We start from the raw sequence: 23,296 nt of genomic DNA on the forward strand, positions 1-23,296 counted from the left end.
TTACTTTTTATAGTAAGAGATTTTTGAGATTAGCAATTACTAAAATCTAAATTTATTATGCAAAAAACAACCAAACAACATGACAAAATTGGAGAATTTTTCTTCCAAATATGTTGTTTGGCGGTACTGTAGATAATTTTGTGTAAAAATCTTCTATTAAATATTTGCTATTTAGTGATCTCTACACAAAATTATCTACGATAGCATTTTAAAGCACGAATGCTATAGACTTTCAATAAAATCATCAATTTTTTGACTAAATTCGGTGGTTTTTAATTTATTGAAAAAAGGCATACCAATAACTCTTCAATTACCATTATTTGGCACAAGATTGATGTCACTGTTTATCAAGCTCAATAAATTCGCTTTCCAATTATCATGTTCGATTAGATGTGTACCTTTAGGTTCGACAAATACTTGCGAACTTATTTTATTGGTTTTGAAATAAAGAAGAAAATCAGGTTCAAAACGATCACCACTATCAAAATCATAAAGTGCAAGATCACTAAAACGTTCATTTCTAACTAAATAGAATTCAATATTTTTGTTTTCGAGTCGCTTTGCATAGTTATCACTAAATCATTTGACAAATTCTTTTTCTTCACTTGTTCCATAATTTTCATTAAAAACATATCATTTTTTAGAACTAAGATCCATTCTAAGTTTTTCGCTTGCTTTACTTTGAGGGTTACCATTTCCGTCTTCATCCTCAACATTAGCAACATATATTAATTTATCTTCAATAACATCTTTAAGATATTTAGGACGTAGAACTTTTTCACCTACACTTGCATCTTTAAGCGAATAAAGATAATTTTCAATTTGTTTAAACGCAGCCATAACAGCACTAAAAATATCTCTTCCACTTATTTTTGCTTTCGAGTCATTAGACTTAAAGATAATTTTAACATTTGAACCTAGATAATCAGATGAAGTTAAAAATTCTTGAAGTGATTTAAGATTAGAAAACTTAGATTTTAGAAAATCAAACTTCAGTGTTTCAAAATAAAGCGCACAGCCCTCAAGAATGTGATATTCAACATCTTGAAGATTAAGTTGTTGAACAATTTTAAGTTCTTCTATTTCATTATCTGATTGTGTGTCTAAATCAAAAAGTTTTTCCTCATTAGCCTTAATTTGTTTAACTTTAAAATCAATAGTTTTAGTAAAATTAACTTTATCTTGCTCGCTTGGCATACTATTTTGTTTTGGAACTCTTTTGTTAGTTCAAACTAAAGCATTTTGAAAAAATTCTGAATTTTTAAATTCTTCTTTGAGTTTAATTTCAACTACTTTACCATTATCATCATCAATAAGACCAGTTTGTTTAAGTGTATTTTGAAGGTCATTGATATAGCGTGAATCGTTTTTGCAGTGATAATAAAGAGTTTCTAGAACACGATATTTATTGCTTAAGTCTGCATCGAATTTTCGTTTGTTTCGATTTTGCTCATCATTGTTATACACAAAAGGACAATAACGGGCTCCACGTCCAATTAATTGAGCTTCTTTGATTGTATACTTGTTGGTTTTTACACGTGTATTTTCTTGACGTTCATCATGCAGTCTAACAATGTCAAAAAGGTTAAGCACATCTCAACCCTCGTTTAGTTGATCAACTACAAAAATACCTCGCAAGACATTGTCTTTATCTTCCAACGTATTGAGTAACACTTGCATTTGTGCATCAATCGCGCTTTCAGCGGATGAGTTAATAATGACTAGTGTTTGCTCACGAAAACTTTCTTTAAGTAGATTAACTAATAATTGATAATCTTGATGTCCTATTTTTTTAAAGTAACTAAGACTTTGCTTCATAATTGGAATATCAATAGTTTTAAGAGCCAATATGTCTTCAATGCTTAGTTTTTGAATTTTTTGCTTAAACTCTTCAAAAAAATTTTTACTTTCTGCAATGCTTTTTGATTTAAATAAAACCACAGGTTTTATTTCTAAACCTAAATCATTAAAAAGCATATGACGATATTCACTCATAATTAATGCTATAAGCGATCTTTGTCAATATGTTGTCTCAGAACTTATGTTTTGAAAGTTTTTGGTTCATTTTTCGTCTCTAAAAGTTTTAAGTGGATAGTCAAAAACTAGCTTATCAATGTATTTTTTGTTAATATCTTCATGATTAAGACCTGCAGTTGCGCTAAATTCAAGTAGAAGCGATTCGGGATGTTTATTATATAAACTAATTACAGTGTTTTCCCAAGAAGGTTCTTCAAATATCTCGGGTTTTTGTACTTTACTTTTGGCTTTTGTGCTTGCATTTAGATGATGAGATTCATCGCTAATAAATACTACTTTATGATTGCTAAAATCATATTCACTCATAGCATTTTCGCGTGGACTAATAATGTCATTATGTAATTTTTGAATGGTTGTAAAACATATATTAATTGAGTCTTTATCAATGTTTGAAGCTTGAAAATTATCAACAATATTGATTTTTATTGTTTTATTGAAGCATTTTAAAGGCGAAGCAAATAAATATTTTGAACTTGCTGGATTTGCAAAGTTTTCTTTAGTTTTTTCAAGAATATTGGTTTGTGATACAAAGAAAATAAAGTTTCTATAACCTTGTTGATATAAAAATAGAATTAAAGCAGCCATTATTACTGTCTTCCCACTCCCTGTTGCCATTTGGAATAGGTTGTGTATTTTATCTTGAGTACGTAATTTTGTATTACCTTCATCAAGATAATACAAAATAAATGACTGAATTGCTCTAGTTTGGTAATCTCTCAATTTAATTTTAGGATTTAGTCCATTTACAATAAATGTATCAAGGTCTTTAGGTGGAAAATAATCTAATATATTTTTTAATTTATCAGCTAAATTATTATTCATTCTCTGCCTCATAAAACGATTTGCTAAATTGCTTGTCAGCTTCACTAATTCCATATGACTCATCATCTATTTGAGAATAATTTACATACAATTTGTTTTTGTTAATTATTGAAATAAGACGAGCTTTTTTCTCATCAAGACTAAGTGAATCAAAAGCACTTAAGCTAGATTCAATTTCTGCTTTACTTAAATAAGGAATTATGTCATTAGAATTTAGTATTTGGTCTTTAACACAAACAATGTCTTTGCTAGTTGCTTTTTTTACCAAATCCACTCATTTTTGTGTATTTTGGGCTAATTCACAGTACACAAATGAACCGCCTCCTTGTCAGCCTACTAACTGAGATATTCCGCCTTGTTCACCATCAATAACTTTTTTAAGCCTTGCTAGCGTGATGTCTTCGATATAGTCCATTTGCTCAATACCAATATATTGTCGATTCATTTTGTGTGCTACAGCAGCGGTTGTTCCTGAACCAAGAAAGAAATCTAGAATAATATCACCCTCATTTGTAGTAGCATCAAGGAGTTTTTTTATCAATTCTTCAGGTTTTTGACCCGCACCAAAACCTACACTTTGTTTTGCTCCTACGATCCAATCCATTGAATAAATCCCGTTTTCCTTTGCTTTTATAATGCTTGAAGTCATTATTTTAGAACCTGAACTTGATAATTCAAATGTATAGGTAGGTTTATAAAAAATTTTATTACGCACCTTACAAAAATGGTAGATCGTTTCATGAACACGAGGCCATATGGTGCTAGTCGCTTTATACCCAAAAGGTTTTCCGCTTTCTCATATTAACTCTTTAAAATAATCAAATCCCAAACTTCTAATCAAAATATCTAAATATGACTTCATATTTTCGTCTATACTTATAAAAATACTTCCATCATCCCTTAATAATTTTTTGGCTAGCTCTAATCTGTTCTTCATAAATACAAGTCATGTTGAATTGTTGAATTTATCATTATAATTAAATGAATCATTGCCAGTGTTGTAAGGTGGATCGATATAGATACATTTAACTTTTCCCTCATATCTCTTTAATATAGAGCTTAATGTTATAAGATTATTCCCTTTAATGATAAGATTATCTTTTTTATTAAATAATATGTTTTGTTCAACTCCTTGTGAGCTATAACGTTTTGCATTAACTAGGGCTTTAGGATCAAGAAGTCTGTTAATATCATCAAGCCCAAGAGTTTCATTAAGCATAACTTCGCTGCGTTTTTGGTCATCTTTGTCTTGATTGCCAACTAAAACACAATCTTTGTAAGGGAATGAAAGTACAACATCGTTGCTTTCGTCAAGAAAGTGTCCATTGTTATCAACAAGGCCAATGCGATTTTTAAAAGAAGTAAAACTATCAGGCATAAAGTCTTTTAGATTGATAAAATCTATGAATTTTTTGTCATTAAAAATTCAGATTTCTTTAACCTTAACAAAGAAATTTTTGCGTATTAACTCATTTGAATAAAGAATCTCCATAAGATCGCTATCATGATTATTAACTGCAGCAAAAATATTACCTAATAAAAGCTTATTTTGTTCAGAAGAATAATACTTATTATTATCTTTAAGTATATCTAATAAACAATGAGTTAATGACGTGATTTTTAGTTCCATATTAATCCTTTCTTTGCGGTTTTTTGTTGCAAAAACTATAATTAAATTTCTTATCTTGTTCACTTATGTTGCGGGAAGTAAAAAACTATAATTTTGTTTGAATTATATAAAAATTTTATCTAAGTTAAGGTGATATTGTTAAGAAATACAACAAAATTTTATAGACATTAGAAAGTATTTTACTACTATTCATAAATACAACAGCAGTTATTCCTAATTGAGGACCTGCTTTTAATTAATTACAAATTATTTTTGAAAAAGAAAATTAAATAATTAAAATAACCAAACAACATATTTGGAAGAAAATTTATCCAATTTTACCATGTTGTTCGGTTGTTTTTTTGCCTAATAAATTTAGATTTGTGTGATTGTTATTCTCAAATCTCTTACTAAAAAAGTAAGCAGGAGATAAATTTACACAAAATTTCCTACACTACCGTGGATTATTTATTTTGAAAACTAAAAACCTAAAATGTTTATTAAAAATATATGATTATTAATGTTTCATATTAAGAGATTCTAGCAATCCATTAGCTTTTGAAGCCTCTTTTTTAGCCCTATCAAGTTCTTCGATTTTACTATTTGAAATAGATTCTTTTTGTTTAATTTCCTTATTTGATTGGGAAATCTTCTTATTTAATTTTAAATCCTCTAATAAAGCATTCTGAAGATTATTATTCGTTGTGTTAATCATAGAATCTGCTTCCTTATTTTTTTGGATTGCTTCTTCATTATCTAAAATCGCTTTGTCTAGTTGTTTTTGCTTTTGATACAAATCGTGAGTTTTATTTTCAAAGTCTTTATCAACATCTTTTATTTGGCCTTGAATATTGTTCTTTTCAAATAAAGAATCATTATTTGATTTCTTAGCATTTTCATAATCTAATTGCTTCTGAGCTAATAAATCAGTTTTATTTTTTACATCTTGATTAGCTAAATTAACCTTATTTTTAGCATTGTCCTTAAGGTTATTAGCATGAAGTATTGCCTGATTTAATTCACTTAAACTATTATTTTTATCTTCCAATTCTTTCTTTTTTTCTTCTAAATTAGTATTTAAATTTATAAGATCTTGTTCTGTTTTTGCCTTATTTTGCGATGCTTGTTCAATCAATTTAGCATTATTTTTTAATTCATTATTTTTATCAGCAACTTCTTTACTTTTATTATTTGTGTTTTCAAGTTCTTGTTGGTACTTTTGATTAGCTAAAGTTATATTATTAAGTGCCTCTTGCAATTTATTATGAATATCGGTTTGTTTTTGAATTAACGCTTGATGATTTTTTTGCAACTCTTGATGCTTAGCATTTGCACCATCTAAAGCCTTTGTTTTTTTATTGACATCTTCTTGTTTCATGCTAGCTTCTTCATTCGCACTTTGCAATTTCTTTTCCAAATCTGTTTTGCTTTTTAGTGATTTTTGGATTTGCTTATTAGCGTCTTGAACAGCACCTTGCTTTTGAGATACTAAAGTTGTCTCATTATTAACCTTTTGTTTTAATTCATTTAATTTTTCTTGTAAGAAAGACTCTTCGTTTTTAGCTTGTTGCAATAATTTTTGAGCGCTCTGAAGTTGCTTATTTTTATCATCTTGTTCTTGTTTAGCTGATTGCAATCGATGTTCTGCATCTTTTTTAGCCTGGCGCGCTTGTTCTGCCTCAACACGCGCAACTTCTAATCGACTAAGTTTTTGTTTAATTTCTTCTTCCTTATCCTTTACGGCCTTTATTGCTGTATTTTGTTTCTGCACAGATTGAGATTTTAGCTGCTCATTGTTAGATTTGGATTCTTCTAGCATCCTTTTATCATTTGTCTTCTTGGTAATATCAGCTTCAATTTCTGAAATTTTTCGCGAAGTTTCCCCAATTAGATGTTGTTGCTGATTTATCTGGTCTTCATATTTCTTGAGAGAACTAGTCGAAATACTAATATTTTTATTAATTTCAGCAATTTTATTATGAATAGCATTTTCATTATTCTCTTGCTCATAATATTTTTTAACAGCATCCGACCATTTTCTTTCAGCTTCTTGTTCTTCTCTTAAAGCTTCATTATATAGAGATTCTTTATGTTGCCTAATAAAATATTCATCTCTACCTCTTTTTGAATTAATTCAATCTTTTCTTTTTTGCTCTACGTCAGCCTTTTTTTGTAAATAAGCTTGATATGCCTTTTGCTTTTCATCTTCCAATGAATTCTTGCTTCTTAATATCTTTTCCAGTTCCTTTTCTTCTTTATTACGCTCATCAACTTCCAAACCATTTTTTGTTTTTAAATCTTCATAATCATGATTCAATTCATTAAGTTTTTTATTATGATTTTCTTTAATGCCCTCTTGCTCTACTTTCATCCTATTAGCTTGATCAATATCTTTTTGCTTTTGTGCTAAATCTTTAATTGTTTTTTCAAGATCTCTATTTCTTCTATCGACTTCGCTTTCTGCGCTATCCTTTAAACCTTGAAGTCTCATTAGATCTTGCTTTAATATTTCATACTCATTATTCAATTGATTAGCATATTGGTCTTTATCAGTCTCATTTTTTGATGCGCTATCTAGCTCTTTTTGAAATTTATTTCTATCATTTTCTGCGTCGGTTTTTGCTTTGTTTTTCTGCATTAAGTCATCATTTTTTTGTTTAGTGTTTCTTGCTGCTTCTTCTAGTTGAGACTCAATTTCTCGGTTTTCAGATGTGGCTTGTGCTAACGATTTTTTAGCTTCTTCTAATTCCTTGGTTTTTTGATTTAAATTTTGTTGTTTTTGCTCATAATCAAAATTGGATTTTTTTATTTGTTCAGCAATACTGTTTTGAGTTTCTTTTACCTTTGACAATTCAGAATTTGCATCTTGCAAATCTTTAGAAATACGAGCTATATCATTAATATTCTCTTTTTCCAATTCATTAGCTTGTTGTACTTCATTATTTAGTCTTATATTTTCGTTGGTAAGGTCTTCAGCTTTTTGTCTAGCATCATTTGCTTCTTTTTGTATATCTGCAAGTTTTTGATTTGCTAAAGCTAATTGTTGCTTAGCGTTGTTTAACTCATTATTGATTCGGGTTTTGTCAGTATCAAGAGTATTAAGAATTCTATTTATCTCTGCAACTTCATTTTGCATACGATTTATTTCTTTTTCAGATTCATTTTTAGCCCTTAATGCACTATTATATTCATCCGTTTTTGAATTAAGATCCTTAATTTTTTTATTGATATTTTCCTCTTGTTGTTCAAATTCAGAATTAGCACTGTTTTGGGCATTTATTGCATCTTGCAATGCTTTTTTTGCTTCATCTAACTCTTTGACTTTTTTAGCTAAATCATCAGATTTTAGAATAGCATCTTTATTAACGCTATCATGATCTGAATTAGCCTTATCTTTTTTATTTTTTGCCTCTTCTAGGGCTTTTTTTGCTTCTTCAAGTTCTTTGGTTAAACGCTCAACTTCTTTAGTGGTGGAAATTACATTATTATTTGTTAGTAGCTTATTTTGTTCGGCTGCTTTTTTTTGTTTTTCAAACTCCTTAATTTTTTCCTTAATACTTTGTAATTGTTTTTCCAATTCATCTTTAGATTTTTTAGCTTCTTCTAGTTTCTTATTTGCTTCACTTAGCTCGTTGGTTTTGGAAATAACATCATTATTTTTTAATAAAGCGTTTTTCTTAGCTTGCTCTAGATCTTGTAATGCCTTTTCTCTAGCTTTTTTAGCTTCTTCTAGATCTTTATTTGCTTTATCAAGTTCTGCCTGCTTGTCTTTTTCCTCTAGCTTCAAAGTTTTAAAGTGATGAATTAAAACTGTTTCACCATTATAAATCATCTGAAACTCATAATCAGTATCTGGATATAAAGGTTTTTCATTATTAATCCCAAATGACATAGATTTTTCTTCTTTATTAATAACATGAGTCTTTCTTTGCACATTATAAGGAGTTTTTTTAGCATAAAATAAAACTGAAAAAGAACGGTTAGTGTCATCATTTTTATCAATATTTTTTAAATGAAAGATCGCTGAGTTTGCAGTAATTTTCTGGTCTTTTATTTCCAAAGCCAAAAGGCTTTTTTTATCATGCTTATTTTTGTTTGTAAGATAAAAGGCTGCAATAGCTCCGGTTGTAATTGATGCTGCCAATAAAGCTGATGTTAATAAAATAACATTACGTTTTTTTCTTTTTACTTTGTTTTCTTCTACATTTTTATTCATAATTTCTTATACCTCTCTTTGATAAAATTAGCTTTTGTAAAATGCCCAAGATTTTTCAAGAAAATATTAACATTTTTTTTTTTTTTTTGCAAACTTGCTACCAGTGTTTATGTATCATTATAAAATAATGATAAAAAGAGGCTATATGCCGCCTCTTTTATCATGTTTTAAAAAAAATTGCTATCTTTTTAATTTATTCAAATCTTTTTTTAATTCATCCAGCTTATTTGTTTTTTGCAAAATCTCTTGATTCTTCTTATTAACTTCCTTATTAATTTTATTTAACTCTTGGTGTGTCTCATCCTTGATTTTTGATAATTGCTTAATCGAATTAACCATTTGATCTATGTTTTTTTCATTCTTTGTTTTTTGATTATTAAGGTCTTTTAATTTCTGTGCTAATATCGATAAGGAATTTTCTTTTTCTTTTTGTTGTTTTTCATAGTTAGCAATATTTTTAGACTCCTCATCTAATTGCTTTTTAATAATTTCTTTTGAAAACTGCGATGCTTGTGTTTCTTGCAAAAGAAGATTTTTATCATTTGTTTTAGCTTCAACGTTCTTTTTTTGTAAACTAATGTTCTTATTTTGCTCTTCAATTTGATGTTGAACTTTTGAAATATCTTCCTTAGCTTTTTTGATTAACTCATTTAAGAGAGGAATTTCATCATTAGCTTTTTTTAATTCTTTCATTCTATTCATTAGTTCATTTTCTAGTTCGAGCAATTTATTATCAATAGCAGCCTTTGCTTCTTTAGCTTCCTTAAATTCATCATCTTTTTGTTTAACATCTTTTATTTTTTGGGTAACTTTATCATTTTCTTGAGTTAATTTTTCTCTTTTTTCTTTCCTTAGTTCTTCAGCTTGTTTTTTATCTTCTAGTAATTTTTGCAGTAGCATTTCTGCATCTTTTTTCTTTTGCGCTACAGCTGCCATTTTTTGTTTAACATCATCTAATTCATTGGTTTTTTGTTCTAATGATTCTCTTTTTTGCTTAATTTCTTCTTCTAAATTACTTAGTTTATTTTGAATATTGCTTTCAGTTATAAGGTTTTGTTGATTTTTTTGCTTTGCTGCATCTACTTCTTGTTGATTGGTTTGCACATTGCTTCTATTTTGTTCCACTTTTGCATTTGCATCATCATGTTTTTTCTTAGCTTGTTCACTTTTAGTTTTTGCCGCTTCTAATACTTGCGTTGCTTCAGAAATTTCATTTGATTTTTGATTTAAATCACTAGTTTTTTGTGCAATTGTTGCTGAAATGGAAGATAATTGATCATCAACATTTTGCTTTTTGTTTTTTACAGCATCAAATATTGTTTGAGCATCATTTTTATCGTGGTCTGCCTCAGCCATTTCCTTTGTTTTTTGTGCAAGTGATTCTTTTAGTTTTTTTAGTTCTTGTTGCAAATTAGTTTTTTGCTGATTGATACTTTCTATTTCTTCTTGAATTTTTTGTTTCTTTTGTGTTTCTTGTTCAATATTTTGCTGTATTTTTTGATCATTCGTTTTTAATTCTTGTATTTTAGATTCAACATCTTGAACCTTACTTGTAGCGCTTTTAAATGAAGCATTAACTTCATTGTTTTTATTTGTTAATTCTTCTTTAGTTTTTTGAAGCTTACTTAATTGCGATTCTTTTTGCGAAACTTGTGCTTCTTTAGTTGTTTTTTCTTCATTAGCTTGTTTATAATCTTTATCTGCTTGCTCTTTTGATGATTTGGCTTCTTGCCACTCCTTTTCTGCTTTTTTAAATAATTTTTCTTTTTGGGCTAGTTCTTGGTCTGCTTGTTCTCGGGCTTCTTCATTACCATCTAAGGCCTTTTTAGCGGCTTCTTTTTGCTCTTCGAGTTTTCCCAATTCTTTTTCAAGGTAAACTGCTTCTTGTTTTCTTTGTACTAGTTCGTTCTCTAAATACTCTCTTTCATATTCTTCATCATAATCAGCATCTGAAATTTTTAATTCTAAGTCATCAATTTCAACCGATATTTGATCTAGTTCATATTTTTTACGGTTTACCTCAGAATGTAATCTTTGATGTTCATAGAGCGATTCACGATATTTTTTATCAATATTGAATTTTTTAGATTCAGCTTCTTTCTTAACTTTATTGGCCTCTTCTTTTGCGCTTTGTTTCGATTCTAATTCTTCAGTTTTCTTATATAAATCATCTTTGGCATTTTTGGCTTCTTCTTTTGCGCTTTGTAATTCGGCCTCAAGTTTTGATTTTTCTTGTGTTATAGTATCAACATTTTTTGAAGCCTGCTCTAATTCTGATTCAGTTTTGCTCTTTAATTTTTCAACTTCCATTAAGTTTTGCTTTTCTTTTTCTAGTTCCGCTTGAGCTTGTGCTAATTCAGAATTATTTGTCTTTCTTTCTGATTCTTTGTCTTGTATATTTTTAATGGCGTTAGTTAATTGTTGCTGCTTTTGTTCTTCTTGTTGCTTAATTTGCTGATTTTTTAATTCTTCTTGCTGTATTTCTTCTGTTAATTGTGCATGTTGTTTATTGATTTTTTCTAAAGAATCTTTTTTATTTTCCAATTCAATACTTGCATTATTTTCTTCTTCAGCTAGCCTATCAACCTCCTTTTGCAGCCTATCTTTTTCTTGCTTGGTTTTTTGTATTTCTTCTTGAATTGCTTGTTTTTCCTTGTTTTTTTGAGTCAAATCAGATTCTTTTAACTTAGCATTTGCTTTTGCACTTTCAAATTCATCTTTGGCTTTTTGCTGATTTTCTAATGCAATATCCAATGATTTCTTAGCCATTTCTAAATTCTTAGCTTTTTGTTCTAATTCATTTGCACTTTGTTGTAAATTTTTCTTTGCTTCTTCTAATTTTTGTATCGATTCTTTTTGCTTTTCTAATGCGGCTTGCAATTCATTTGTTGCAACATCGACTGCTTCTTGTTTAATGCTTGCCTCACTAGACTTTTTTTCTAATTCTTTTGTTAATTGCTCTATAAGTGCTTCAGCATCGCTTATTTGTTTGCTTAGGGAATCTATTTTATTTTCTACTTCTTGATAATTTAATTGAGCTTCTTTTTGTTTTTGCTTTAATTTTTCAAGCTCATCTTTTAAAGCTGCTAGCTCTTGCTGTTTTCCTGAAAGATTTTTGTTAGCCTTGTATTGTTCCTCAGTAACTTGTTTTATATTTTCCTTTACTGTTTGTATGACTTGATTGGCGCTATCTTTTATACGCTTTTGTGACTCTAAATCATTCATTTTTGTTTGGACATCAGCCTGTAATCTGCTTAACTCTTCTTGAAGTAACTTGTTTTGATTCTTAGTTTGCTCTAAGTCCTTTTTAGCTTCCTCTAATTCCTTAGTTTTTAATGCTAATTTCTTAGCTTTTTCTTCAAAAACTTGTTCTGCTTTTTTAAAATCCGATATGGTTTTTTCGTGCTGCGATTTTAGATTATCTAGTTGTTTTTTTATTTCTTCTAAAATCCGACTATGTTCTAAAACTTCTTTTTCTTTTTTTATAGTCTCATTTTCTATTTGCTTTAATTTATCCTGAGATTCTGCATTTAAAGCCTCAAAATTTTCGATATTTTTATTTATTTCATTAATTTTTTTGTTTAATATTTTTTTCTTATTTTTTAGCTTTAACAGCATGTTTTTAGCAAGAGATAATTCTCTTTCCTTCTGCTCAATAACCTTTTTATTTAAAGATTGCAAATTAGAGCTATCTTGTTTTTTGCTTATACTATAAACAAAAACAGAACCAGCTGCCACAACTAAAGCAGACGATAATGATAAACACAATGCTAAGGTAATTTTCTTTTTTTTCATTACAATACCACCTATAAAAAATGCTTTATTTTAATGTATATATATAAATTATTTAATATAAAAATAAACTAGCCTAATATCGGTTTTTAATCAAAACAATATATATATATATATATAGTAAGACATATACTAAAAAACAGATAATAAATGGTACTTTATACTCATTTTTTATGCTTTTCTTGCACTTTTTTTAGGATTAGTGCTAATAAATTATTTAATTATCGCCCTATCTATTTTTTGTTTTATTTTGTATTTTTTCTTATTTTGCATGTTTTAACATGCCATATATTGAGATAAATAAAAAAGTAAAACAAGAAACTTCTAAATGAAATTGGTTGTTTTACTTAAAAATATTTTTTATCTTGTTTGGGTGGCTTTTAGTAAATCTTGTTTAGCAGCTTCTAGACTCTCGGTTTTTTCTGCGACATCCTGAATTTTTTGACTAACTTCACTAGTAAGTTTATCTAATTCTTTTTGTGCTAATTCTTTATTTTTTAGTTCTTGCTGAATTTTAGTACCAAAATTATTGATTTTTGATTCGGCTTCTGCTTTTTGATTTTTAATATCTTCTAATTCTTTATTTATTTCAGTTATTAAATTTGTTTTAGATTCAACATCATTTTGTTGTTTCTCTATTTTTTTATTTGCATCGTTTAGCAGTTTTTCCTTCATTTCCTTAGGAAATTGAACGGCTTGTTTTTCTTGCAATGCAACATTTACAGCATTTTGCTTTTCTTGAATATTTTTTTCTTGTTGGGAAATGTTTTTACTTATATTTTCAATTGCTTGAGGTGCGTTGGCAATTGTTTCGCTAGCTTTTGCTATAGCCTCTTTTATTTCTTTTATTTGTTTATTTGTATTACTTAAATTACTATTAGCATCATTAAATTTTTGAATTGCTTCATTATGTTTTTGGTCAGCAATATCTTTAGCTTCCTTTGCCTTAGATTCAATGCTTTTAACTTGATTTACTGCTTCAATTTTTGAATCAACTTCCTTAGTCTTTTCATCTAATTTCATTTTGGCTCTACTTGCATTTTCTTGTGCTTGCATTCTTTTGTTAGAAAGATCAGTTTTAGCAATTTCTAAATCAGCCTCCGCAGCTTGTTTTTCTTTTTTAGCTTCCTTATTTTCTTGTTGCGCAGTTTTTAAATCATTTGTTGCTTGCTCCAAGTTTCTTGTTTTTTGTTGGAAATTATGATCAGATTCATCAAAGGTTTTCTGGGCTTCATTTTTCTTTTGAACTAAGTCTTGATTATTTTTTTCAGATTCATTTTTAGCTAATTGTTTTTCCTCAAATTCCTTTGTTTTTTGAGCTAAATCAGTTAATGCATTAGTTTCTCTTTTTGTGGATTCTTCATTTCTAGTTTTTGCTGCTTCAAGCGCTTCTTTATCTTTAGAAATAATATTTTTTTGTAGGTTTATATTGCTTTTTGTTTGAGCAATCTCAGTTGTTAATTCTTCTAATCTTTCGAAATAGCTATCCTTTTGTTGCTTAATTTGTTGGTAAGCGCCTTCAGCTACACTAGATGCTTCCTCTTTTTGAGCCTTTTCTTCTGATTTTGATTTAAATTCTGGTTCAATTTTGGCTTTTTCAGCTTCGGCTTCTGTTTTCTTAACATTAGCTTCATCCAAGGTTTGTTGCGCTTTCGCTTTATTTTCATTTGCATCAGCTAAATCTTTTTCAGCTTGCTTGATTAGTTTATTAGTTTGCTCTATTTCTTCATTTTTAGCATCAATTTCATTTTTAGCTTGCTCAATAGCCGTATCAGCATCATTTTGAGCCTTTAATAGAGCCTCAACCTCCGCTTGAAGTGTATTTGTTTCAGCGAGAGTAACTCTAGCTTTCTCTTCTGTAGTTTTCAAAGTATTTAAAACAGAATTATACTTAGCACTTGCCTCACTTTTGGCGTTGTTATAGCTTTCTAATTCAGCTTCTAGACGTCTTAATAATTCGTCCTTCTCTGCTATTTGTGCTTTAGCATTTTCTAGTTCTTGTTTTTTAGTATTAACAGATTCCTGAGTTTTAACTTTTTGTTTTTCTAAATTATCCTTGTTAGTCTTTTTATTATTTCTTTCTCGCTCTTTATTGCTTAATTTAGTCCTTGTGGGATTAAAAGTTTTTCTAAGATAATTATGAGCTTCTACATCGAGTTTATGATATTCTTCATAACTTACTTTTCTATTATCATGCTTTGCCTTTAGATCAATAAGCATTTCAAAAAGTCTATCTTTCTCTTTTTCTACCTTATTAAATTCCGCTTTAGCCTCTTGGGCTTCTTTTTCGGCTTTTTCATATTCAGTATTTGCACTAGTAATTTTAGCTTCTAATTTAACTAATTCGCCTTCTAAAACTAAAATTTCCTGAGCTAATGTATTTTTGTTTTGCTCAGCTTCCTGCTTCGCTTGCATTGCTTCACTCTTAGCAGTTTCTTTTTGACTTAATTCTAAAATTCTTTGATCTAGTTCGCTTTTAGCTTCGTTCTCATTATTTCTTTTTTCTGCCAATTGTTCTTCAATCTCGGTTTTTTCTTGCAGTTTAGACTGGTATTTAGCATCTAATTGCGGAAATTTTTGCTTTGCATCATCCGATATTTTTCAGTCTTGCTCTTGTTTATTTTTAATTTCTTCTAATGAACGCTGTATTTCGGTTATTTTATTTTTTAATTCTTGAATTTCAACTGGTTTAGTTTGCGGTGCATTTGTAGCATCTTCTATTTTCTTCAAGGCTTCCAATCTTTGCTGCTCTATTTCGGCAACTTTTTGTTGTGCTTGTTCAAATTGTTGAGCCACTTGTGCATATTCTTTTAAAACTTGTTCTAACTCATCTTTCTTTTCTTCAAATTTAACTTGCGCCTCTTGTTCTTGCACTTGGAGATCATCAAATTTTTGGCGTAAATCGCTTTGATTATTTTCAAGAACTTCTTTTTCTTTTTCAAGTCTATTTTTTTCTTCTTCGTTTTGGGCTAATTCTATTGTTTTTTGACCTAGATTTTGTTTTGCATCAACTATCTCTTGTTTAGCATTTTGTAATTCTTGTTGTGCTTCTATCAAGGCTTGATTAGCATTGTTAAATGATTCTGTCTTTTGTTTTAAATCTTCATCGCTTATCGACAAGTGTTTTTTTGCTTCATCTAGTTGCATTAAAACAATGTTGTGAGGTTCTCTAATTTTTTCTATATCATTAGATAAATTATTTACTTCTTCTGTTTTTAAAGTAATCGTATTGTCAGTTTCTTTGATTTTTTTAACAGCTTCTTCAATGCGTTTTTCATTATTTGTAACTGCTTCTGATAATCCATCTAATTTTTGCTTAGCCAACATATATTCATTAGAAAGTTGATTTTGCTGCGTTTTTAATTGATCTAATTCACTTGTTATGCTATCTAGATCTTTCTTTTTTGATTCATACTCAGTAGAAACCTTAGTTGCCTTATCCGAAGCATTTTTCTTCTCATCAGTAGCATCTTGAATAGCTTGCATTAATTGTGGTAAGGATTGTTCCTTTTGAATTAATTCCCCTGATTTTTGTTGACTTAAAATTTTGGCATCTTCCAATTGCTTCTGTGCTAATTCTTTCTTTGTTTTTGCTTCTTTTAATAACTTATTAGCTTCTTCTAATTGCGCTGTTTTTAAATTAAAATTTTCTAATTTTTCATCAAAAAGTTTTTTGGCGCTATTAAAATCAGATTGAATTTTTTTCTGCTCTTGTTTAGCATCTTCTAACTTAGTCTTCGCCATCTCTAAAGCACTATTAGAAGTACTAAGTTCTGCTTCCTTGCTAACTAAATTTAAACTAGCTTGGTCTATCTTATCTTGGATATCTTGATTTGAAGATTGAATATTTTTAATATTTCTTTCAATATCGCTAATTTTCTTACTCAATTCTTTTTGTTTATCTTGCGCTTTTGTTAACTTATCTTTTGCAGATTCTAATTGCGCTTGCTTTTGATTAACAAGTTTTGTTTTTTCGGCAATCAATAAATCTCTTTGAAGCCTTATTTGATTGCTTTTTTTAATCGACGTATAAGTTATTGCTGTTGCTCCAGCAATAACTAAGCTAGCTGACAATGTTAAACACAATGCCAACACTAGTTTTTTTCTTTTCATCATAATTATTCCTTTATAAAATATTTCATCAAGACATATATAACATTATGTTTTTTTATGACTAAAATCAATGTTTTTTATATTAATACAATAATTTATATATGCACTTATATTGTATAGAGCACGAGAAAAAAATTATAATATTTCCTAAATATTTTTAAATAGTAACCAATTTTAATAACATATTTTTTATAAGTTTATGTCTTTATATTATAAGAGATTCATACATCAACAAAATTAAAAAACAACTTAAAATAAGTTGAATTTTAATTTTTTTAAATTTCATTTTTTAATTTTATAAATAGTTATGCTTCTTAAAATTGTCTTGCTTCATAATTTATGGCTCTAAGTAAAAGAAAATAAAATTTATATGCTAAAAGTCGTTATTTTATTTAATTTTTAATGCTAGCGATACAAAGTCATTTGCATTTAGCGAACCCTTTCCAACAAGATATCCGCTCAAATTCTTTACTTGTTCCAATCTTTCTATACTATTAAAGCAAACAGAGCCGCCATATAAAACAGGAACATTTTTATCCAATTCATTGTGAATAAAATTTACAACATTTTGGATATGTTCAACCTTTGGAATAATTCCATTACCAATACAATAAACAGGTTCATATGAAATAATTAAATTATTATAATCACTAATGCCTTTTAGGGCGCTTTGGATTTGCTTTTGTAAAACATCAAACGTACGGCCAGTTTCGAATTCGTTTATCGATTCCCCGATACATAATATAGTTTTAATATTAGTTTTTTTAAGATGCAATATTTTTTGGTTGATTAATTCATCAGTTTCGCTAAATAATAATCTTCTTTCACTATGTCCGATAATTACAAAATCAACATTTGCTTCAATTGCCACATTAAGCGATACTTCACCAGTATAAGCACCATTTAATTCATGGAATATATTTTGCAATCCAAATAAATAACTACGCTGAGGATTATTATAAGCTATATATGTGCTATCAAATGAAGGGGCAATGCCAATCTTAATGTTATTTAATTTGGCTTTATTTTCATCTATGAGATAATCAAGAGCATCGATATAAGATTCGACATCTAAAAAAGTTTTATTCATCTTAAAATTTCCGATTAAATATTTCATAAAAATTCCTTCTTTTGTTTTTTAATTTATTATTAATTAAAATTCTTATAAATGTATTGCTAGCATACCAATAACTAGTGTAAGGGAGGAAATGCCGATAATGAGATATGAAGCCAAGTTAGTTGACCCTAAAATATTTTTGTTCTTGCTTTTTTTTGTTTGTTCGATATTATAAGCATTTCTTTCACTATTTAAAATCTTATCTTTTTCAAATTGATTCATACCAGAATAATATTTAGCCTTGGCACGCATGTTAATGCGATAATTATGATAAAAGCTTAATATCGGCGATGCCAATCCTTTACCAAATCCGCTACGAGAAATTAAGACCAATAAGCCAATACCCATAACAGTTACACAACCAACGCTAATTGCATTAGACCATGTTATTTTTACAGAACTCTGCTTTTTTAAAAAACCTGTTAATAATATCATTAAAATCATTAAAAAAATTGAAATAAAAAAATAAATAATATTACCTAGTGTTCAGCTTCGTGATCAATAACTTCCAGATTTTCTATATTGACTTTTTCTATAATTTTTTTTCTTCATATCTGTTCTCTTTAATTACTAATTATACTTAATTAATTATAATTAAAACAGATAAAAAAACATTAGACAATATTATTCGTCTAATGTTTAATTAAACTATTTTTTAACTCATTTTGCAATTTGTTCTTTTGTTCCATATATTCAATGTTCTTTATCAACTTGATAATTAATTGGCATATTTGGAAACTGTTGCTCATAAATATAATCAATATTAAATGAAACATTTTGAAACTTTTCATTAGCATTTGATATTTTGGGAATTGCCTTAAATAAATTAATTGTATATGGGTGTAAAGGATTATTATAAATAGCTTCCGTTTTACCGCTTTCTACAATCTTGCCTAAATGCATAATTTGCACATTATCTGCAACATATTCAATCATACTCAAATCATGGGCAATAAATATTAAACCAATATTTTTTCTAATACATAAATCTTTTAACAAATTAACAACTTGCGCCTGAATAGAAATGTCAAGAGAAGCAATTGGTTCATCGGCAACAATAACTTTTGGTTCAGTAATCAATGCACGAGCAATAACAATACGTTGTAATTGTCCGCCACTAAATTCATGTGGATAGCGATATGCAAATTGTTTTAATAAACCAACATCTTCAAGAGAACGATAAATAATCATTTTATACAATAATTCTGAAATTAAATATTTAGCAAATGGAAATGAAAACTTATAATCATAAAGATTAAATCTTTTAGACCATTTCGTATGATGAACGTCAACATTTTCACTATTTTTCTTATTAAGATTTAATTCAACTCATTTATAGTCAATGCCAAGCAATAGATAAATACGCTTAATGTCTTTTCTTAAATAATCTCTTTCGATATTAAATGATTTTAATGTATCCTCTTTCAAGGCAATATCAGAGTTATACATTTTAACAACAGTATCTTTATCTTTTTTGATAGCCTGAATTTTTTCAAGAATCCTTTTGATATCTTTATTTGTTTTAAAAATATTTAGGTCATTAGGTTTTGCTTTTAGTGATTCTTTTAATACGTTATATTTCTCGGTTAGAGAATTAATTTTAGTATCATAAAGATTTTTAACATATTTAATGAATTCAAATTTATGTTTTTTGTATAAATCATTGCAAATAGTTTGATCAGCCACTAAACGTTGATACTCTGCCTTTTCAATTTGGATTTGTTGATACAAGTCATCAATAATTTTCTTATAACTTACTAAGAAGTTAGAGCGACCTTGCAAATACAGTTCTTTGGCCTCTTTAAGTTTTTTATGCGCTTGTGACAATTCTTGATGTGAATATTGCGGAATTTGTTTTAGCGCTATTCTTTGCTTTAAAGTAGATATTTGTGAATTTAATTGTTCTAATTCATCGCGAAAGTTTTGCTCATTTCTATTGGAAATTTCGGTATATTTAGAAAAATCAAACTTAAAATTTTCTTTTAATGTTTGCTTAATTTGCGCTAACATTATCTTTGAATACTCAATTTTTTCTAGATGTGTATTATAAAAGTTCAAAACATAACTTTCAAGCTCTTTAACCAATTGTTTTATATCTTCATAATGTAAAAATGTTAGACATTTTTTTAATGAATTCAAGGTCATCACTCTTGCTTTGAATAGATATTCATTTTTTAAATTATACAAATAGAAATCTAAATCAGTAGACATTAGTCGTGCAATATTCACTAAGCCTCTTTCATTTTTATTTTCTACACAGAAGTTACTAAACGTATTTTTAGAAATATAAATTTGATGTTTATGCTCTTTTATTAGTTGTTTTTTCTTAGTAAGAAGATATTCCAATTCCTTCACATCATCATATTGTTCACAAGATAAACAACTTAATTTACTAATTTTCTTAAATTCTTCTTGTGCTTTTCGATATGCTAATTCTTCCTTAGATAATTCTTCGCGACGGTATTTAGATTGCATTTCATAATAGAAATTTATCAACGACGAAGCGTTTGAATACATATTATTAATAATCAAACTTTCCATTCTTTGTTTTTCTTCTAGGTAGGCATAAAACAACGAAAAGTTATCTTCACGGCTCAATTCCTCATCTAATTTAAAATCAGCGAATGCCTTTTTTCATTTTGAAAAGAAAGGATTAGCAAGGCGATTAATTTCTTGATAATTTTGAAGTTCTAGCTTCATGGCTTGAATTTGAAATGTATATTTAAATGTTTTTTTGACTTCTAACCAATCTTTGAAAATATCATTTATTTTAGTTTTCATTATACCGTTGACTAATAACGGTTCTCTTAGGATTGTATAAATATTTTGTTGACTATTTAAAGAAGCATGAGGATCTTGAAAAATCATTTGAACGTTTTTACGTAGATATTTTTTAAGCGATAGGCTAATATGCTTACCTGAAATTATTTTATCTTCTAGTCGCACAAATCCATTATAGTCATCATAAAGTCTCAATATTGTTCTACCAACAGTTGTCTTCCCTGAACCAGACTCACCAATAAGACCAACAATTTCTCCTTCATGAAGATCAAAAGATACACCATCAACAGCTTTATTAATGATACCTTGACTAACAAAATATTTTTTAAGATTATCAATTGATAATATAACTTTTCTTTCTTCTTTATTTTTCATTTTGAAATGCCTTTTTAAATAATTCTAAACGATTTTGTAGATCTTTTGTGAGTTCAACCTTCGGTGCTTCAGGACTTAATAATCAAGTAGCGGCTGAGTGTGTTTCAGTTATTGGGATTAAAGGAGGTTCTTTAATAAAATCAATTTCAAGAGCGTAATCATTACGAGGAGCAAAAGGGTCACCAACAGGAAGGTTAGCCATATCTGGTGGCGTTCCTTTAATGTTATACAATTTTTCCTCTTTTGATTCAGGAATAGCAGATATTAAAGCTCATGTGTATGGGTGCGCGGGTTGTGTAAAAATTTCTTCTTTCGAACCTTTTTCAACAATTCTTCCGGCATACATAACATAAATATAATCGCAGAATTTCGCAATGACGGAAATGTTATGACTAATTAAAATAATGGAAATCCCCATTTTTTGTCTAATTTCTTCAAATAAAGCGAGAACACTAGCCTGAACAGTAGGATCAAGAGCAGTAGTTGGCTCATCAGCAATAATTAAATCTGGTTTAAGAGCAACTACCATAGTAATAACAATTCTTTGTTTCATACCACCTGACAGTGTATGAGGATAAGCACTAAAAATCTTTTCGACATCCCTTAAACCAAATGTTTTTAATAAACCTAATAAATAGGATTTTTTTTCAGTATATGTTTTAGCACTTCACTCAGTATTATTATTAAGTGCATCTAATAATTGTTTTCCAATGGTGCGAGTTGGGTTTAGCGATGTTAAGGGGTCTTGAGGAATATATCCAATTTTTTGACCTCGAACAATTTGCCAATATTTTTCTTTTTTAAAAATGTTGCTTAGTTCCAAATCACCAATTTGAATTTTATCAGCACTTATAATTCCATTCTCATTAACATTAATTAACGTTTTTGATGTTACTGATTTGCCAGAGCCTGATTCACCAACTAATCCTACAATTTGCCCACGCTTAACATCCAAGTCAACACCACGAACAATATGAATAGTTTTTTTTCTGCCTGCTGGAAAACTTACATGTAAATTTCTTACTTCTAACAATTTATCATCTTCCATTATTTCTTGCGATTGAAATCTAGAATATAAATATGATCGCTTTTGAGTAGTTTGTTTTTTAATTTGTGACATAATTATTTTCTCTTTCCCTTAGTTATTACTCTAGGATCAAGGGCATCATGAATACCGAGAGCCATAAAGTTTAGCGATAATGATAGTAATAATAATATTAATGTCGGAAGTAGGATTACTCATACGTTTTCACTAGCTTCTGAAGCCGATTCAATTAAGATCTGACCTAAGTTAGTATCATTCCCAGATTTAAAGAAACCAAGAAATGCCAATGATGCAACTCATAAAATTACACTTGGGACATTTTTAACAAACGAGTTAGCAATTTTCCCAATAATTGCAGGCAAGGCGTGAACAAATATTTGTCTTGAGGCAGAAGCACCTATTGCTTTTGAGGCTGTTATATATTCCTCGTTTTTAACGGTTATTATGTATAACCTTGTTAAACCCACAAACAATGGCCATCCAGCAATAGACATAGCTAAAATCAAGGAAATTTGGTTTGTCCCAAAGATTCCGACAAATATAAGAATCCAAATAATTGTTGGTGGAGCATTAAAAATATTAATTATTCTCATAATGATTGTATCAATTAATTTACCTGCATAAAAACCAAGGACCGCACCTAAAGTGATGCCAAACACAGCTTGAATTATTGTGGTAATAATAGCAATTTCAATGCCTCTCCATGTTGCATATCACGTTGTAACTCATATATCATAACCGGTTGAAGAGGTTCCTAAAATGGTTTTTAATGTAGGAACTTGCGGTATTAAAACCTTAGTTACATATTCATCAGTTAGTAAAACTCCGTTAGGTCTTGAGTTAATTAAACCATTCAGAACTCACGCTTTAAATAAATGATAAGCATTATAGTGAATAAATAATTGACCTTGATCATTAGTGTCAATGGTTGTTGAATTTGTAAAGAATGCAAATCAATTATTTCATTCAACTTCTTGTCCTAATTCCTTTCCATGACTAACAACATAATTATAGAATTTATAAATCTGATCGTCGGGTGTTATAGCTTTAGTTACAAAAGGTGAATATGCCGGCGGCAACGAGTTAATAAAATCATAACCATTAATTGGTTTGTTGGGGGTATAATTTGTGACTAGACTTGATGGAATTAATAATGATGCCAGTAATATAAACAAAAACACAATTAGCGAAACAACAACAATTGGGTTTGAAAAGAATCTTTTTATAATTTCAATAGCCATTTTTTTAGGGCGCCCTGCTATTGAGGAGGTTTGAACCTTATCACTTTCAGAAACAAAACCGAACTTTCTAGATAGTTCAGAACTTATTTTGTATTTTTTGTTAAATTCTTTAATCTGAGATTGTAAATTATCTTCCATATTTAACGTT

Annotated in this window: 10 protein-coding genes; all 10 read right to left on the reverse strand. The window is 28.7% G+C overall.

Features of this window, described 5'->3' with window-relative positions; all coding sequences use genetic code 4:
• Positions 1–222: 222 nt before the first annotated feature.
• Positions 223–2,859 (reverse strand): DEAD/DEAH box helicase family protein, encoded by a 2,637-nt coding sequence (locus tag ACWXVK_RS02535; protein ID WP_456017141.1) that lies wholly within the window; start codon positions 2,857–2,859, stop codon positions 223–225.
• On the reverse strand, positions 2,852–4,489 hold the full coding sequence (locus ACWXVK_RS02540; protein ID WP_456017142.1) for a DNA methyltransferase: 1,638 nt from the start codon (positions 4,487–4,489) through the stop codon (positions 2,852–2,854). The genes ACWXVK_RS02535 and ACWXVK_RS02540 overlap by 8 nt, the downstream gene beginning before the upstream one ends.
• A 496-nt stretch (positions 4,490–4,985) precedes the next feature.
• Positions 4,986–8,684 (reverse strand): hypothetical protein, encoded by a 3,699-nt coding sequence (locus tag ACWXVK_RS02545; protein ID WP_456017143.1) that lies wholly within the window; start codon positions 8,682–8,684, stop codon positions 4,986–4,988.
• Positions 8,685–8,864: 180 nt separating this feature from the next.
• Positions 8,865–12,479 carry a hypothetical protein gene (locus ACWXVK_RS02550; RefSeq protein WP_456017144.1) on the reverse strand — a complete coding sequence of 1,205 codons (3,615 nt, stop codon included), beginning with the start codon at positions 12,477–12,479 and terminating at the stop codon, positions 8,865–8,867.
• Between the two features lie 357 nt (positions 12,480–12,836).
• Positions 12,837–16,592, reverse strand: a complete 3,756-nt coding sequence (locus ACWXVK_RS02555) for a hypothetical protein (RefSeq protein WP_456017145.1) — start codon at positions 16,590–16,592, stop codon at positions 12,837–12,839.
• A gap of 385 nt (positions 16,593–16,977) precedes the next feature.
• Positions 16,978–17,706, reverse strand: coding sequence for a triose-phosphate isomerase (gene tpiA / locus ACWXVK_RS02560; protein ID WP_438340870.1), 729 nt, complete (start codon positions 17,704–17,706; stop codon positions 16,978–16,980).
• Between the two features lie 45 nt (positions 17,707–17,751).
• Positions 17,752–18,258: a hypothetical protein gene (locus ACWXVK_RS02565; RefSeq protein WP_456017147.1), complete on the reverse strand. Its 507-nt coding sequence runs from the start codon at positions 18,256–18,258 to the stop codon at positions 17,752–17,754.
• A 96-nt stretch (positions 18,259–18,354) separates the two neighbouring features.
• On the reverse strand, positions 18,355–20,862 hold the full coding sequence (locus tag ACWXVK_RS02570) for an ATP-binding cassette domain-containing protein (RefSeq protein WP_456012979.1): 2,508 nt from the start codon (positions 20,860–20,862) through the stop codon (positions 18,355–18,357).
• A complete protein-coding gene (locus ACWXVK_RS02575) occupies positions 20,852–21,982 on the reverse strand; it encodes an oligopeptide/dipeptide ABC transporter ATP-binding protein (protein ID WP_438340873.1) in 1,131 nt (376 codons plus the stop codon). The genes ACWXVK_RS02570 and ACWXVK_RS02575 overlap by 11 nt, the downstream gene beginning before the upstream one ends.
• Before the next feature lie 2 nt (positions 21,983–21,984).
• Positions 21,985–23,286, reverse strand: coding sequence for an ABC transporter permease subunit (locus tag ACWXVK_RS02580; protein WP_438340874.1), 1,302 nt, complete (start codon positions 23,284–23,286; stop codon positions 21,985–21,987).
• Positions 23,287–23,296 lie beyond the last annotated feature (10 nt).

Source organism: Mycoplasma sp. 3398 (assembly GCF_053851555.1).